This window comes from Muricaecibacterium torontonense (genome assembly GCF_004793925.1).
GTDB classification, from domain to species: domain Bacteria; phylum Actinomycetota; class Coriobacteriia; order Coriobacteriales; family Atopobiaceae; genus Leptogranulimonas; species Leptogranulimonas caecicola.
In genome coordinates this window covers 262,822-278,257 of record NZ_SRYE01000001.1, presented here as the reverse complement: position 1 = coordinate 278,257, position 15,436 = coordinate 262,822, and the positions used below count along the sequence as shown (strand labels likewise).

The window sequence follows — 15,436 nt, the reverse complement described above, 5'->3', positions numbered from 1 at the left end:
TCTCACCCTCAAAAACAACCTCGCCAAAAAACTGTCAGTCACCGCAGGCGAGACCCCACCTGCCTATACGCAAACAGCCCAGAACCCCACGCGGGCTCTGGGCTGCAATCAATTCGTGGTGCGCCTGGGCGGATTCGAACCGTCGACACCCGCTTTAGGAGAGCGGTGCTCTATCCCCTGAGCTACAGACGCATGGTTGGACTATTTTAGCGCATCCGGCTGGTTAAGGCACCCCCGCTCAGGCGTCCCTGCTCGCTCGAACATCCCAGCAAGGGACGTCTGCCAAGGGTTTCTCGGCAAGAAGGTGGGCATGCGGTCCTGGTGCAGCGCTCACACATGGCGGACGCGCGGGGCCAGACGTGCTATTTGGAGCCCTTCTTGCGCTCGGCTTTGGCCAGGCGCTTGGCTTCCTCGCGCTTGTAGTCCTCGTCGATGATGGCCTGCATGCGCTTTGCGGAGAGACCGGCTACCGTAGCGTCGGTGTCGCGGCGGATGGGGCGCACCTTCACCCAATCGAAGATGAACGAGCCGATGATGCACACGTAAGCCAGAATGAGGCAGACCATGGCCAACATGCCCATAGGCGAAGTGATATCTTGGGAGGCGCCGGGGAAGATGAACATGGCCAGCCAGGAGACGGCAGTGAGGGCGAGACCCGCGCCCAGGCCAACCCACCACACGCGGCGCACCTTGTTGTAGGCGGGGTTTTGGCGCAGCAGGATGTTGCTCACCACGGTGGCGCGGTCGCGGGCGTCTCGCTCGATGCGCTTTTGCTCCTTGCGCTCCTCCTTGGAGAGAGGGGCGCCGCCAGCGCGGTTCGCAGACTTGGAGCTGCTCTTCCCCGAGCCCTGAGTCACACTGCCGGCAGCAGCACGCACGGGCTTGGCGCTGGAGGAACTCTTGCGCGCCATGCCGGAGACGCTCTCGGTGCGCTGCTTGACCGAGCGCTCGTTGTTGGGATTGCGGATGGACATGTATTACTGCTCCTTCATGGGGACAAAAGCGTCGCCCGTAATCTTTTCAAACGCTTCTTTGTAGCGTTTCGAAGTGCCTTCGATGATCTGGGCAGGCAGATGAGGGGGCTCACCCTGCATGTCCCAGTTGGCCTTGAGCCAGTCGCGCACAAACTGCTTGTCATAGCTGGGCTGCACCTGGCCTTCTTGATAACCCTCTTGAGGCCAGAAGCGGCTGGAGTCCGGCGTAAGTGCCTCGTCGATGAGCACCACCTCACCGTCGATAAGGCCAAACTCGAATTTGGTGTCAGCGATGATGATGCCTTGCGTGGCTGCATAGTCTGCCGCGGCCTTATAGAGCTTAAGCGATAAATCCCGCAGTTGGGAGGCGATGTCTTCGCCCACAATCTCTACGCAGCGTTCATAAGAAATATTCTCATCATGGTCGCCGATGGCCGCTTTGGTGGACGGGGTGAACAACGGCTCGGGAAGCTTGGAGGCCTCAGTGAGGCCCTCTGGCAGAGAGATGCCGCATACGGTGCCGTCTTCGTCGTAGGTCTTCTTGCCCGAGCCGGTGAGGTAGCCGCGCACGATGCACTCGATGGGCAGCGGCTGGGCCTTCTTCACCAACATGGCGCGTCCTGCCAGGTAATCTGCGTAGGGCGCGTACTCCTCCGGGAAATCTTCCACCTGGAGGCTCACCATATGATTTGGAACGATGTCCTTGAACTTGTCAAACCAAAAGGCCGACACCCGGGTGAGCACCTCGCCCTTGGAAGGGATCTCGTCGGGCAAGATGAAGTCGAAGGCACTTACGCGGTCGCTGGCTACCATAAGCAGCGTGTCCCCGCAGTCGTAAATGTCGCGCACCTTACCCGAAGAATCCGGTCGCCTCTCCATAGCCCCCATAGCTCTCCCCCTAATCATGTCTTGGCACAAACCGGCGCGCGGGCTCGACGCCCACGAGCGCCCCTAAGGTCCCTCTGACCCCAAAGCTCAATCATAGGCCAACGGACGCCCGCGCATTTTGGAAGGTTCCCCAAGCATTTCTGTTGCCGAGAAACCCACAACCCTCAGGGCCGGCACTCTAGTGGCGGGCCCTTGGGTCCCCGTGGCTGGAGCCCAAGCGTCCTTACTCTTTGGAGGAGCGAGTGCGGCTGTTGCGGGGCTGCTCTGCAGGCAGGTGGACGGTGAAGACGGAACCGCGTCCCAGCTCGGACTTCACCTCGATGTAGCCGTTGTGCTTGGACACGATCTCCTTTACCAGCGACAGTCCCACGCCCAGGCCGCCCGAGACGCGCTCGCGGCTGGCATCCGAGCGCCAGAAACGCGAGAATACGCGGGACAGGTCCTCCTCGGCAATGCCGATGCCGGTGTCTGCTACCGAGATGGTGATGTCTTGGCCCTCGCGGCCCACCTGTACAAAGACGTGGCCGCCCTCGGGTGTGTAGCGCATGGCATTGCTCATAAGATTGATAACGGCCTGCTTGAGCATGTCGGGGTCGGCAGCGATAGTGAGCTCTTGGGAAGAGGCGCGCTGCTCGTAGGTAAGGGTGAGGTCCTGGTCTTTGAAGAGGCCTTCCTGGCTCTCCACCAGACCGTGGACCAGCTGACCCACATCGGTGGGCTCGAGCTTCACTGCCGTGGTGCCGTTCTCGATGCGCGACAGGCGCAGCATGGCGTCTACCAGGCGCGACAGGCGACGCACCTCGCTGGCCACCAGGCCCAGGTGCTCGTCGTCTGCAGGCAGCACGCCGTCTTGCATGGCCTCGACGTTTACCAGCATGGCCATAAGGGGCGTGCGCAGCTCATGGGCCACATCGGAGGTGAGGCGATGCTCCATCTTGAAGTCGCGCTCCATGGTGTTGGCCATGTCGTCGAAAGTCTCGCCCAGCTGGCCCAAGTCATCGTCGCCGGTGACGCCGGTGCGCGCGGTGAGGTCTCCGTTGGAGATGGCTTTGGCGGTGTTGGAGATGCGCTTGATGGGGCGGGTGAGCGAGCGCGAGATGAACACGCCCATGATGCATGCCAGCGGGATGGCTGCGCAGGCAGCGGCCACGATGGCGCCGTAGGAATTCTTGCGAAACACGGTGTCGCTCTTGGTGAGCAGGGCGTCTGAGCCCAAAGCCCAGACGCGCACGGTGCCCACCTGGCTGCCATTGGCCATCACCGGGGCGCTCACCACCGAGCCTGCCTGAGCAGGCGCCAACGACACCGAAGGCTCCACCTCACCGTCGCCAAAGTTGCCGCCGGCAGGCCAGGTGTCGTCATAGAGGATGATGCCCTTGGAGCTCACCAGCTGAATGCCCACGTCAGAGACCTGGGAGCTGGCCGCCTGAGCGGTATCCAGGGTCTCCTGGCCCCATCCGCCGACCTCCTCATAGGTGCGGCCCAACAGCAGCGCCGTGTTGTCTGCGGTGCGCTTCATGTTCTCGCGGGTGTAGCTTTGGAACTGGCCTTCCCACACCACGGACAGCACTACCACCAACAGGGCTGCGGTCATCACCGCAGTGAGAGCGAAGGCCAGGATGAGCTTGGAAGAAAACGACTGGGTAGAGCCGTTGTGCGCTCGAGAGGTGGACCAAGCAGCGCCCTCGCTCCCCTCCTCCGATGCGAGAGGGGAACGGTGGGGCTGCTCAGTCTCTTGAGTTGTGTAGTTGGAGTCCCGTGCAACCGGTGGCGTCACTGGCTAAGGTCCAAATCCTAGGCGTGATCCGCGGGCTTCTCGGGAGCCTCAAAGCGGTAGCCCACACCATGCACCGTGTAGAGCCACTTGGGATTGCGAGGGTCGTCGCCCAGCTTGGCGCGTAGGTTCTTTACGTGGGAGTCGATGGTGCGCTCATAGCCCTCGAAGTCGTAGCCCAGCACCTTTTCTACCAGCTCCATGCGGGTGTAGACGCGGCCGGGATAGCGGGCCAAGGTGGTGAGCAGCTTGAACTCGGAAGCGGTGAGGTCCACCTCTTTGCCCTCCACCATGACCTTGTGGCCGGAGATGTCGATGACCAGATCGCCAAAGTCCAGCACCTCTACCTGAGGCTCCGGCTCCATGCGGGCGCGGCGCAAAAGGGCGCGCACGCGGGCCACCAGCTCGCGGGGAGAGAAGGGCTTGATAAGGTAGTCGTCTGCGCCCAGCTCCAAGCCGATGATGCGGTCTTCTACCTCGCCCTTGGCGGTGAGCATGATGATGGGCACGTCGGAGGTGTCGCGAATGGCGCGGCACACGCGCTCGCCGGAGAGCTTGGGCAGCATGAGGTCGAGGATGATGAGGTCAAAGGTGTGCTTCTCGAACTCCTCGACGGCCGATTGCCCGTCGCCCACCGAGCGCACCCAGTAGCCCTCGCGCTCAAGATAGGCCTGCACAGCGTCGCGAATGACCTTCTCGTCTTCTACCAACAGGATACGTTTAGCATCTGAAGCCATGACAGCCTCCCCGTTCTCAAAAGTAAGGGAAACGCCCCGAGCGGACCTCTCCACATATCTGAACATCCCTAGTTTACCCCACATGGCCCTAAGTTCATTCCAGCGGGCGCCTAACGGTTTCGCAACCTATGTGTCCCCTATTTGTAAGGAACCCCCAGGCGACCTGACTGCCGAGAAACCCCCGCTTACAGGGCTGAAGCCCGCTGGTGGGCTAGGAGACCTTGAAGGCTCGCACCACTACTGCCGAAGGGTAGGAGGTGGAGGGGTCTTTCACCGTGGCAAAGGTGACGAAGTCTTGGCAGGTGCCTATGCGGGCCGGATACTCACCATAGTCTACGGAGCGGTCCTCGGCTGCCAGGGTGCCATAGGTGGCATTGGCCAGATCTGCCACCACGTAGGAGGCGCGGTTCTTGACGATGAAAGTATTGGCCGTGCCTGCCGGAGGCGCCGAGGGCTCGCGAGAGATGGCGACATAGCTGCCGTCGTCCTGGGCGACATAGGTGCCCATCTTGCCCAAAAGACCGCCGGACTGGTAGTTGGCCTCGATCTGGAAGGCCAGGCGCCCACCCAAAAGCACCGCGGAAAACGGCCTGATGGACTGGGGCAGCACCAGATCGTCTTTGGCGGAAGCCAAGTCATCGCTCAGGCTGTAGCTGTGGATGGCGTAGTGGACCGCGCCGTCGCGATCGTCGCGAGGCACGCAGACCAGCTGACCCTCGGACACCGTGGGAGCACAGGCGAAGCGGCCGTGGGACACGATTTTTGCCTCGCCTTTGGACTGGCCGGCCTTCCAGAGGTAGCAGGTGGAATCCTGCGAGGTCTTGGCGCCGCCGGCCACCGGCATCACATACCAGATGACCTGGTTGCCGCTGCACACCAGCTGAGGCGGGTCCCAATCTTTGTCGCCGGAATAGAGCTCCAAGGCGTTGCCGGTGAGCGCGCCGTTGGAAAAGGCGCTGCCGTAGAGGCGCCAGTCGCCGCTCACCACGTCCAACTCGACCCAGGCATAGACGGAGTCCGAGCACCTGGCCTCATAAATCACGAAATTGGCGCCGCCAGAGAGCGGCTTGTCTACCACGGTGGCAAGGCTGCCGGCTGCCACTGAAAACGCTCCTGCCGAGACCGGCGGATAGGGCGTGTCTCCCGTGAGCGTCGCCGCGATCCAGTTGCCCTCCGAAGGGTAGAGCACCGTGCCCAGCGCCACTTGCCAGCGACCCACCTCGGCAAGGTTGGGCGCGCCCTCCACATAGGAGTAGTCGTCCATCACCTGGACGGCGTCTTTCTCATCCACCTGGGCCGGAGCCACCAGGTCTTGGGAGGCCGCGTCTTTGGCGCAACCCTGTATGGAGCTCACTACCGACCCAGCCGCAGCCAGCCCGCCCAGCCCCAGCGCGCCTTTGACGAGCGTGCGACGGTCAAAGGAGCCGGGAGCGGGCGCGCCAGAAGGACGTGCCGAGAAAGACGGCCCCAGCGGCTTGGAAGACTGTCCCTGCGCCGCCCCTGCACGCTGAGGGCCCTGCTGCCGCTGGCCAGCAGATCGCGGCGCTGCCGCAGGGCGCGTTTGAGAAGACGGATGGAAGGTCTTAGAAGATGAAGTTGTGTGAGGGGCCCTGGGCGTGGAGCGCCGCGCTTGGGAGGCGCGAGGCCGACTGGCGACCTGACGGCCCTGCGTGCGGGGCGTGCCCTGAGATTGGCGAAAAGCCATGGACTTAAGCCTCCATGGCAGCAGCCGCTGCCTGCTCTTGGCCTTGGCGCAGGGCAGCCGCCAGCTGATCTGCGCAGGAGGTGGCCCGACGGCCACAAGTGTTGCCGGCGAGGAGGGCTGCGATCTTCTCGGCAGGTTGACCGGCTACGAGCCTGGAAACGGCTTTGAGATTGCCGTTGCAACCTCCGTCGAAAGCCACAGACTCGATGGTGGAACCGTCATCAGAAAGCGAAATATGAATAGCCCGGGCGCAGACGCCGCGGGGCTTGAAGTCATAGGCGAACATACAGATAAAACCCCTTTTCGTCCTAGAGAGTATACGACGAGAAGGGGTTTTTCAGGTGACGTCCACGGTGTCTGCGCGAGGCGACCACTAAGCCTACAAATACCTAGTGTCTAGTAGGTATTTAGAGCCGCCCCACGCTGAACCCGCGCTCCAATTGGGCGACATCCCCGCTGGCGCCGCCGCAGCTAGAGATTCATCAGGCGGCCGATGGCATCGATGTAGATGGCCAAAGCACGCTTGAGGGAGGCCTCAGACACGGCCTCGTTGGGGCCGTGCATGGAGCCGGCCCACTCAGGCTTGTTGGGGTCGTCCTCCTCGGGGCCAAAAGAGACGCCGTGGGCGAACTTGCGGGCATAGGTGCCCCCGCCCATGGTGAAGGCTTTGGCAGGGGTCCCGGTGACCTTGGAGTAAGCGGCCAGCAGAGCCTCGATCTCGGGCGATGTGGGATCCAGGTAGAAGGGCTCTTTGACGTGGGGTTTGGCGGTAGCCAGACCGGCGCGCTCGGCGGCAGCGAAGAGCTGCGAATGAATGTGCTCGGAGGTGACAGAGGGCGGGAAGCGCACATCCACGCTCAGGGTGAAGCGCTGGTCGTGAGTCTTAGCCACGCCGCACACCAGAGTGAGGGGGTCGAAGCGCTCGTCGGTGGCGGCCAGCCCCAGCGCGGCGCCGCTGGTGTTCATAAGGGACTGCAAGAAGCCCAGGAAGGCGCCCTGCTCGGCCTGGTCGTAGAGCTGGTTGGCCAGCAGATAGGAGGCCAGCACGCCCAGCGCGTTCACCGTGCCGGCGGGAATGGACGCATGGCCGCCCACACCCTGAGCCAGCACCTGAGTGGCGCCGTCTTCCAGGGCCCTCAGGGTAATGCCTGGAAACTCCGGGCAGTCCTCGGGCGCCTTGCGCACCACTGCGCGGGCCTCGCCAGGGATGGCGTTGTGCACCGTGCCGGCCTCCAGAGACACCAGCGTGCCGCCGGCGATGGGACCCGAGGTGAACTCGGTCACAAAGACGCCCTTCTCGCCGCAGCCCACAGGAAACTCGGCGTCAGGGGTGAACAAGAACCAAGGCTCGCCCATGCGCTCCAGGTAGGTGGGCACATCTGCCATCTCGGTCTCTTCATTGACGCCCACGATGCAGCGCAGGGTGCGCGGCAGCTTGAGGCCGCGACGCTTAAAATACTCGGCCGCCCAGAGAGACAGCACGAAGGGCCCTTTGTCGTCGATGACGCCGCGGCCCATGAGATAGCCGTCGCGGCGCTCCATCTTAAAGGGATCACCGGCCCAACCGGGGCCCGCCGGCACCACGTCCACATGGGCGATAGTGGCCAGCACCTCGTCGGAGGCGCCTGGAAGATCGGCATAGCCGATGTAGCCGTCCAGATCATGGGATTCCAGCCCTAGGCGCGACGCGATGCCCAGCGCCACGTCCAACGCCTGCCGAGGCCCAGGCCCAAAGGGACTCCCCGGCGCCGCCGCCCCTAAATCCTCCACCGAATCCACGGCTACCAGCGCCGCAATATCGTCGAGCACCTGCGGCCACACCTCGTCGATATAGCGCGCCACATCCTCAGGAATCGCCATGGTCGTCTCCCTTTCATCCTGTTGCTCAGGTGTGCCTTATGCGCCTGCTCACAACACGCAGCGCGCGCAGACCGCAACATGCGCCCGGAGGCACCCCGCAACCCTTATTCATATCCGTGGTTTTGTGCCCCACAAGAGTCCCTCTATTCGCGCGACGCCTCCAAAACTTGCTGCCGAGAAACCCTTCCTTCCCACCGGCGAGCGCCAAGGAAGGATGCACGGGTTTCTCGGCAAGGAAAGATACTGCGCGACCAGGGATCCTAGGGGATGAGGCCAGAGAAGCTAGCCCTCGAAGGAGAGGGCCTCGACTCGGTCAAAGACGCTGTCCACACGGCCCAAGAAGCTGCGGGGATCGAAGATGGCGTCCAGCTGGCCTTGGGTGAGGGGGCAGCGGGGGTCGGCAATGAGCTTCTCTTCGAAGGTGGCGCCGAGCTCGCCCTGCTGGATCTCGCGCCAGGTGGCCATGGCGTTTTCCTGCACCACCTTGTAGGCATCCTCGCGGCTCATACCGGTGTCGACCAGGGCCAGAAGCACCTTGGAGGAGTAGATGAGGCCGCGGGTCTTGTTGAGGTTGGCCATCATCTGAGCCGGGTAGAGCACCAGGCCGTCCACGATGCGAATGAGGCAGGCGAGCATGTGGTCCAAGGCGATGAAGGAGTCGGCCAAAGCCACGCGCTCGGCCGAGGAGTGTGAGATGTCGCGCTCGTGCCAGAGGGCCACGTTGTCAAAGGAGACCTGGGCGTTGGCCTTGACCACGCGCGCCAAGCCGCAGACCTTCTCAACGGTGATGGGGTTACGCTTGTGAGGCATGGCGCTCGACCCCTTTTGGCCGGCGCGGAAAGGCTCCTCTACCTCGAGGGTGTCCGTGCGCTGGAGGTTGCGGATCTCGGTGGCGATGCGCTCGCAGGTGGCGGCCACACAGGCCAGGACGCCGGCCAGGTAGGCATGATGATCGCGGCTGATGACCTGGGTGGACAGCGGGTCGGCCACAAGGCCCAGCTTTTCGCACACATAGGCCTCGACGCGGGGATCGATGGATGAGTAGGTGCCCACCGCGCCGGAGATGGCTCCCACCGCCACGTTTGCCCGGGCGTCTTCCAGACGCTCCAGGTCGCGCTTGAGCTCGAAGGCCCAGCTGGCGAACTTCATGCCAAAGGTCATGGGCTCGGCATGAATGCCGTGGGTGCGGCCCACGCACAAAGTGTCGCGCTCCTCCAGCGCCCGACGGCGGCAGATCTCGCCTAAGCGGCGCACGTCGTCGATGAGGATGTCTGTGGCTTGCACCAGCTGGAAGCAGAGTGCCGTGTCGCCCAGATCCGAGCTGGTCATGCCATAGTGCACATGGCGGCTGGGTTTGGGCTCGCCCTCGGGGATGTGTGCGTCGATGTGCTCGCCCATATTGGTGAGGAATGCGATGACGTCGTGGTTTGTCACCGCTTCGATAGCGTCTACCTCGTCTACGTCAAAGCCAGCATGTTCGCGGATGTAAGCCGCCTCTTCTGGAGTGATGTCGGTAGCGCCCAGCAGCGCGTGAGCCTCGCAGGCCAACACCTCGATCTCCTGCCAGATGGCGTACTTGTTTTCCAGCGAGAAGATATAACCCATCTCCGGACGGGTGTAGCGATCGATCATTGATGCGTCCTCTCTCAAACTCATCCCCTGCAGTCATGCTCTTTATTTTACAAAGCTCTCAGGTTTTAAAAAGTGCGCAGCCCAGATGCCCGGCTTTTTAACGATTCATGCGCCTATGATGTATCCTGACCTCACGAGAGGAGCATCCATGGCCACACAGCACCACCCCAGCGACTACACATTGGAGCCCCTCCCCCGTCGCCCTATCTTGAGCGCCGGCATTGGCTTTTGCGCTCTGGTGATTCTGAGTCTCATTATCCTCATCACAGCCCTTGTCTCCCCGCTCCATGAAGTCTCTGAACCCTGGGTGGCCTGCGCCTCCATGTGCCTGGCCTATTGCATCCCCTGCACCGCAGTGCTTGTCATCGTGATCATGCGCAACATCACCCTGAGCCGCAAAGTGCGCTACACCCTCGCCGTCATCTCCACCGCGGGCATCATCTTCTTTTTGACCTTCCCCCTCTTGGGCATCATCTCGCTTCCCACCAGCGACAACACCGCTGTACTCCAAACGGCTGCCACCGACATCGCCCAGCGCGGCGATTGGATCATCGTCGTCCTGGGCAGCCTCTTGGGCCTTAGCCTGCCAGTTTCTGCTTCTGCCAAAGCCGAGAAACCCGACCCCACCCCTCGCCGCACCCACTGGCTTTGGGGCCTAGGGCTTACCGGATGGATAGGAGCCTCAATCCAGTTGGCCTTTGCCATCATCAATGCAGACTCCCATACCTTGGTTATGGGGCCTGTCATCACCTTGGTCTCCCAGTCCGTGGCCTCGCCTTTGATGATCTTCAGCATAGCTGCCATCGTGAGTACCTTGGCCTGGGGCTACACCAGCTTTAACTCTCCCCGCTATCTCCCCTACGTGCTGCTTTACGGAGCTTTGGTCTTCTTTGTTGGCGGCCTAGTGGTGACTTTTGGCGAGATCCTATCGCTCTATAACCTGCCCACACTCACCTTCTCCAGCTTTCGCATCTCAAGCATCCAGGTGCTCTACAACGCCATCTTGGGCATTGTCGCCGGCGTGGGGCTAGGGACTATTGATAAATAGCCGCTCAGGATATCGCAGCCGCTCTACTAAGGACATCGCAGCCGCTATAGTTACCACAGCCTCCCTCAGACAATCTACTTCAGTTGTTACAGAGATCATCAGCTTGTAGTTGCTGCCGGCCTACTAGCCCTCTGAAGGTGCAGGCAAAAGCCCCTTGAAGCCAAATATGCGCTGCATAAGCGACGCCGATTTAAGCCTGCCCACCAAGGCTGCTGCATTATTCGCACGCACCAAGGCATCGCGCAGAGCCTCCGAAGCCTCGCGGGAGGTCTCCCTCTCCTTGTCCAGCGTTGCCTGCTGAGACTCCAACAAGGCCGTGAGCTGGGCTATTTGAGCGTCTTTGACATCCAATTGCTCTTTGAGGGCGACGATCTGCGCCTCATAGGACTTTTTGGACTCCTCAATCCAAGAGCGATAGATAGCCGCCGTGGCCTCTAGCTGCGCATGAGCCTGTTCTTCTTGTGCCTTGACCTCTACCTCTGCTGGAGTGGGTTGGGGCTCCGCACGTTTGAGCAGCGTGTCTGCGATGAGAGAGGCAGCGTAATCATCGATATCCAGCATGCCGCGCTCGCCCTTTTTAACCACGTGCTCGCCACGAAGCCCCAGGCTATCGATGGTGCGGATCACTGTCATCTTTGAGACATTGCAACGCTCTGCGAGCTCTTTAAGGGTGGCCATGAACTACTCCTGCCGGCACGAAGGTACCAGGCTATTGTAACACTGGGCACCCGGGTTCATATCGTTGATGATAATATGTGTTACGCGCGCATATCATGGGCAAGAGCGACGATTCGACTGTGGCAGTGAGCACGGCACGAGCGCGATGTCACTGAGGTTGATATGGTGACCATATCAGATATAACTAGCTGCTGTTACGCATATGTATGGTGCCCTGTCTGTCCCTGCTTACTGTCCTGGATGAGACGCTATGTACTTTTGTGGATGCATAACAGGACGTTGTTGTGCGTAACGTGTTGCATATAAATTTGTAGTTGCAAGTGTGCCACAGACGTCACGGCCAGATCGTGGAGCATGGAATGCGAGCGTGCAGACTTGCGAGTCGGCAGCTGGCGGAGCCGCGAAGGATAGGTTCCGGTCCCCTCGAGATTTATGCTACATTAGCTTCATCATAAAATGTAGCTATTGTAGCTTATTTTTAGAGGGAACGAGACTCTTGTCTATCTGAAGAGCCACCCAAACACAATCCTCTCCCCTGTGCGTTTACATCCATACAGATTTGGCCCACATATTGACCCGCATTGCCGACCATTTGATGTTCTTTTTCCGACCAATTTTCCGACCATTTGGTGTCCAAAAGAAAAAGGCCACCGGCGATAAGCCGATGACCTGGTATTTCATGGTGGGCCCTGTGGGGTTCGAACCCACGACCTTGGGATTAAAAGTCCCCTGCTCTGCCAGCTGAGCTAAAGGCCCAATGCACAAGCCAATAGTTTACCTCACTCCCAGGCCCATTGACCATGCACAAACACAGGTATTTCTTCTCCTTGAGCAGTGATACCCCAAATATCGAGGTCATCGGTGCCAATCATAAAGTCCACGTGTTGGGCGCTCTGGTTCACTCCGGCAGCCGAAAGCTCGTCGGCGGTCATGTCAAAGCCGCCCTCGTAGCACTCGGGAAAGCCCATGCCCAGCGCCAGGTGGCAGGAAGCGTTCTCGTCGTAGAGCGTGTTGTAGAAGAGCAACCCGCTCTCGCGGATCGGAGTGTTCTTGGAGATCAGCGCACACTCTCCCAGGTAGCGAGCGCCCTTATCGGTAGAAAGAATTGACTCGAGGACCTCAGCGCCTTCGGCGGCGCCAAAGTCTTTCACCTGGCCGTCCTCGAAGCGCAGCCAGAAATCTCGTACCACGCTGCCGTTGTGCACCAGCGGCAAAGCAGAGTGGACGACGCCCTGAGTGCCTAGGCGGTCGGGGGTGGTGAAGACCTCCTCGGTGGGGATGTTGGGAAAGAACCGCACGCCGTCCTGAGTTGCAGCCGAGCCGCCATCCCAGAGGCCCTGGGTGTTGAGGCGTACAGTGAGATCGGTGCCGTTGGAAGCCTTGTAGCGCAAGCCGCTGAAGCGATGGCGGTTCATGGCCTTCTTGTTCTTCTCCAGCATGGCGTTGTGGGTTTCCCAAGCGCTCTTGGGGTCGTCGGTGACGCGGGCGACATCGAGGACGGCTTCCCAAAGGGCCAGCAGGGCCTCGCGACTAGATAGGTCGCCAAAGACTTTTTGAGCCCACTTTTGCGTGGGCACGCCGCCGATGCACCAGGCATTCTCACCAAAGTCCAAGCCGTGGCGCCAGCGGGTGCACTGGGTGTTCACTGCGCGAGACCAAGCAGCGACCTTGGAGTGATCGATTCCCATCAAACCGTCGGGATCGTCGCCGTCGAGCCAGAGGAAGCCGGCGCCTTCAGCGGCCAAGTCATCGCGCTGGGCGCGCATCCAGTTGGGCACGGTGTCAAACCATTGGGGAGAGACGTTCTCATAGTTAAGGCGGCTTAGGGCATCGTCGGTCCAGATGCAGGTCACATGGCCGGCGCCGGCCTCATAGCCCGCAGCGGCTACCATCCGCACGAACTCATAGGCCTCCACAGGAGCGGTGACCACCAGCTCTTGGCCGGGCTGCACATTGATGCCCGTGCATACCAGAAGCTGCGCATAGCGCTCCATGCGCGGCCTGAGCGCATCAAGGCGCAGGCGAAACTCTTCTTCAGAAAGATCTCGAGCCATAGTAAAGCTTCCTCCTTCTTTCTAGGGACGCATCTGCCGCGCCGCCCACTCCCAGCTTACAAGCAGCCCTCGCCAAGAGCCACGCCGCTCGCCTAAGCTCAGGAGAAATCACCATCGAATTAAGGCTGCCGAGAAATCCTTGCCCTCGCCACCTGCAGCCATGATCGAGCTGCAGCCCATCTGTCCCAACGGTTAAGGCAACCGGTGCTAGCAGCGGAACAGGGTCTCATCGGTAGCAGAGGTATCGTCCCCTAAACAAAAGTCGATGAGTCGCACACAGTAGGGGGCTAGGGTCGAGGCCTTGGTGGCAGCCAGGCGAGGCAAAAAGAGCGTCTTTCGCCAGAAGTTGGTGTTGCGGCCCATGAGGGCTGCGGCAGCATAAAAGCTGCGCATCTCGCGGAAAGAGACGCCGCGCTGGGCGTACCACTCGTCAGCGTTGCGCACGCCGTACTCCTGGAGGAACTCCTTGGTGTCGCCGCGGGAGGCCACCGGGCACGCAGGGATCATGTAGCCCTCGTGACGGGCTACGTCCCAAATGAGCTGGTCGGCCGCAGGGTAGAACCACATCTCATCGAACAGCGCCTCTTTGAGCAACGACAGCAATGCCTCGGGAGTGATCCGGGGATCCAGGGTAAAAGTGCCGTCTTCCTGACGGTTCTCCATCAGGAGGGCGCGGATGGCCTCGGCCAGATCGCGGTTTACACGCTCTTCGCTCACAGATGACCTCCATTATTTACGACATCACCCGCAATTCACCCGCACATCTTACCCAATTTTGTTTGCCTAAACAGCCCTACAACTCTTTCACAATTTGGGGTAACAGGGCGACAGACCTCTGCCCCTAGATGCCTAACGCGAGATTCCCGTTCCATGTGCGCCTGTTTTCAAAAAACTTTGCTGGGCTCGCACCCCATGGGCCGAGAAACCCGCGGCATCCAAGCTCCGCCCTCTTGGGAAATCCCCGAAATGTGCGAGACCCGCAGGCTTTCAGCCGCTATAATAGTGAGCCATTGCGGGTGTCGCCAAGTGGTAAGGCCCCAGCTTCCCAAGCTGGTATCCGCGGGTTCGAATCCCGTCACCCGCTCCAGTGCATTGCATGGGCGCCGCAGCCAGATTTGCTGCGGCGCCTTTTTGCGTCCTATGACGCCCTAAGGCTAAAAGAGCTCGTAATGCGCGAGGATATACTCATCAAAAAACGGCAGGAGCAGCCGTACGTGACCATACTCTTCACCTGAGATGACGCCTTTACGTATGAGGCGTTGCCGATAGGGATTGAACTCATTAGTGCTCATCCCTAAGATCTCACGCACCTCGGCAATTCGACCAGACTTCACCTGGGCGATGCCATAAAGCACGGACTTGTCTTTGCGAGACAGCTCGGACCACACCTTGTCGTAGGCATATTCATCAAGGTATTGACGTGCAAGCTGCCGGCTCTTTTGTGTGTCGCCCTTATTTTCCCAGGTAAAGTAGCCAAGCACCTGGAATGCAAAGGAATAGCCTTTGGTGAGTCTCGCCAAATCCATGCTCTCTTGCCCACTCAATCCAAGGACCGCTCGATAATCCTCTGCAATGGTTCCGATATTCAACGGCCCTAGGTGAATCTTGGGAGCGCGATAAAGGAAGGTGAGACTCTTCTCGTTTTGAAGCGCACTTATATTCTCAAACAGCCCTGTCATCAGAAGATACACGGGTAGATCTTGGCGCAGAAAGATCTGGAATGCAGCGGCAAAGGCCCTCATCTGAGGGGTATTGGTAACCTCGTCAATGCTGATGAGCAGACGCTTCCCTCTTTTTTGAGGCTAATCAGCATCTTTTGAAGGGCAGTTTCAATCTCAGTAATCGGAGCTGCACCCTTGACTTCAAGCCCAAACCCAAAAAACGAGAGATTGATTTCGGCTGACTGAAAGAGGCGTGCGAGTTCATTTTTTTACTGGTCTTTACTGGTTTCATATAAATTTACTGGTCTTTACTGGTCTGGTCAAACCTCTTGCCACTTACCCTGCTTGCTCGCCCATCTCACTCCCTGCATGGTTGCTCGCAAGGCTTGTGAGCAAGGCTTGCCGCTCATTGCCAACCGCCAAAG

The 15,436-nt window shown here is 60.3% G+C and carries 13 protein-coding genes and 3 tRNA genes; 2 read left to right on the top strand and 14 right to left on the bottom strand.

Translation table 11 applies throughout. The features are described from left to right. Positions 1 to 116 precede the first annotated feature (116 nt). The 9 genes from E5334_RS01210 to purB form a co-directional block, all read right to left on the bottom strand. Positions 117 to 192 (bottom strand) — tRNA-Arg (locus E5334_RS01210). Positions 193 to 362: 170 nt separating this feature from the next. Next, complete coding sequence (locus tag E5334_RS01205; RefSeq protein ID WP_136011780.1) at positions 363 to 974, bottom strand: DUF418 domain-containing protein; 612 nt, start codon at positions 972 to 974, stop codon at positions 363 to 365. A gap of 3 nt (positions 975 to 977) precedes the next feature. Next, the gene (locus tag E5334_RS01200) at positions 978 to 1,862 is read right to left on the bottom strand and encodes a phosphoribosylaminoimidazolesuccinocarboxamide synthase (protein ID WP_275438870.1); all 885 of its coding nucleotides are present in this window, start codon (positions 1,860 to 1,862) and stop codon (positions 978 to 980) included. 223 nt (positions 1,863 to 2,085) lie between these two features. Beyond that, complete coding sequence (locus E5334_RS01195; protein ID WP_136011779.1) at positions 2,086 to 3,639, bottom strand: sensor histidine kinase; 1,554 nt, start codon at positions 3,637 to 3,639, stop codon at positions 2,086 to 2,088. A 17-nt stretch (positions 3,640 to 3,656) separates the two neighbouring features. Next, positions 3,657 to 4,373, bottom strand: coding sequence for a response regulator transcription factor (locus tag E5334_RS01190; RefSeq protein ID WP_136011778.1), 717 nt, complete (start codon positions 4,371 to 4,373; stop codon positions 3,657 to 3,659). Positions 4,374 to 4,584: 211 nt separating this feature from the next. Continuing rightward, positions 4,585 to 6,078: a Tat pathway signal protein gene (locus E5334_RS01185; protein WP_136011777.1), complete on the bottom strand. Its 1,494-nt coding sequence runs from the start codon at positions 6,076 to 6,078 to the stop codon at positions 4,585 to 4,587. Positions 6,079 to 6,082: 4 nt separating this feature from the next. Beyond that, on the bottom strand, positions 6,083 to 6,364 hold the full coding sequence (locus E5334_RS01180; RefSeq protein ID WP_136011776.1) for a TIGR03905 family TSCPD domain-containing protein: 282 nt from the start codon (positions 6,362 to 6,364) through the stop codon (positions 6,083 to 6,085). 185 nt (positions 6,365 to 6,549) lie between these two features. Then, positions 6,550 to 7,938 carry a Sapep family Mn(2+)-dependent dipeptidase gene (locus tag E5334_RS01175; protein ID WP_136011775.1) on the bottom strand — a complete coding sequence of 463 codons (1,389 nt, stop codon included), beginning with the start codon at positions 7,936 to 7,938 and terminating at the stop codon, positions 6,550 to 6,552. 282 nt (positions 7,939 to 8,220) lie between these two features. Then, a complete protein-coding gene (purB, locus tag E5334_RS01170) occupies positions 8,221 to 9,570 on the bottom strand; it encodes an adenylosuccinate lyase (protein ID WP_136011774.1) in 1,350 nt (449 codons plus the stop codon). 148 nt (positions 9,571 to 9,718) lie between these two features. On the opposite strand from purB, the gene E5334_RS01165 reads away from it, so the two are divergent. Next, a complete protein-coding gene (locus E5334_RS01165; RefSeq protein ID WP_136011773.1) occupies positions 9,719 to 10,618 on the top strand; it encodes a hypothetical protein in 900 nt (299 codons plus the stop codon). 123 nt (positions 10,619 to 10,741) lie between these two features. On the opposite strand, the gene E5334_RS01160 is transcribed toward E5334_RS01165, so the two are convergent. The 4 genes from E5334_RS01160 to E5334_RS01145 all read right to left on the bottom strand — a co-directional run bounded on the left by E5334_RS01160 (position 10,742) and on the right by E5334_RS01145 (position 14,067). Further along, positions 10,742 to 11,296, bottom strand: coding sequence for a hypothetical protein (locus E5334_RS01160; protein WP_136011772.1), 555 nt, complete (start codon positions 11,294 to 11,296; stop codon positions 10,742 to 10,744). Positions 11,297 to 11,976: 680 nt separating this feature from the next. Further along, positions 11,977 to 12,052 (bottom strand) — tRNA-Lys (locus tag E5334_RS01155). Positions 12,053 to 12,075: 23 nt separating this feature from the next. Beyond that, positions 12,076 to 13,350: an aminopeptidase gene (locus tag E5334_RS01150; protein ID WP_136011771.1), complete on the bottom strand. Its 1,275-nt coding sequence runs from the start codon at positions 13,348 to 13,350 to the stop codon at positions 12,076 to 12,078. A gap of 207 nt (positions 13,351 to 13,557) precedes the next feature. Then, positions 13,558 to 14,067, bottom strand: coding sequence for a hypothetical protein (locus E5334_RS01145; protein WP_136011770.1), 510 nt, complete (start codon positions 14,065 to 14,067; stop codon positions 13,558 to 13,560). 295 nt (positions 14,068 to 14,362) lie between these two features. Between E5334_RS01145 and E5334_RS01140 the strand changes: the two genes are divergently transcribed. After that, a tRNA-Gly gene (locus tag E5334_RS01140) sits at positions 14,363 to 14,437 on the top strand. A gap of 67 nt (positions 14,438 to 14,504) precedes the next feature. Here E5334_RS01140 and E5334_RS01135 read toward each other — a convergent pair. After that, positions 14,505 to 15,041, bottom strand: a complete 537-nt coding sequence (locus E5334_RS01135; RefSeq protein ID WP_136011769.1) for a hypothetical protein — start codon at positions 15,039 to 15,041, stop codon at positions 14,505 to 14,507. Between the last annotated feature and the right edge of the window lie 395 nt (positions 15,042 to 15,436).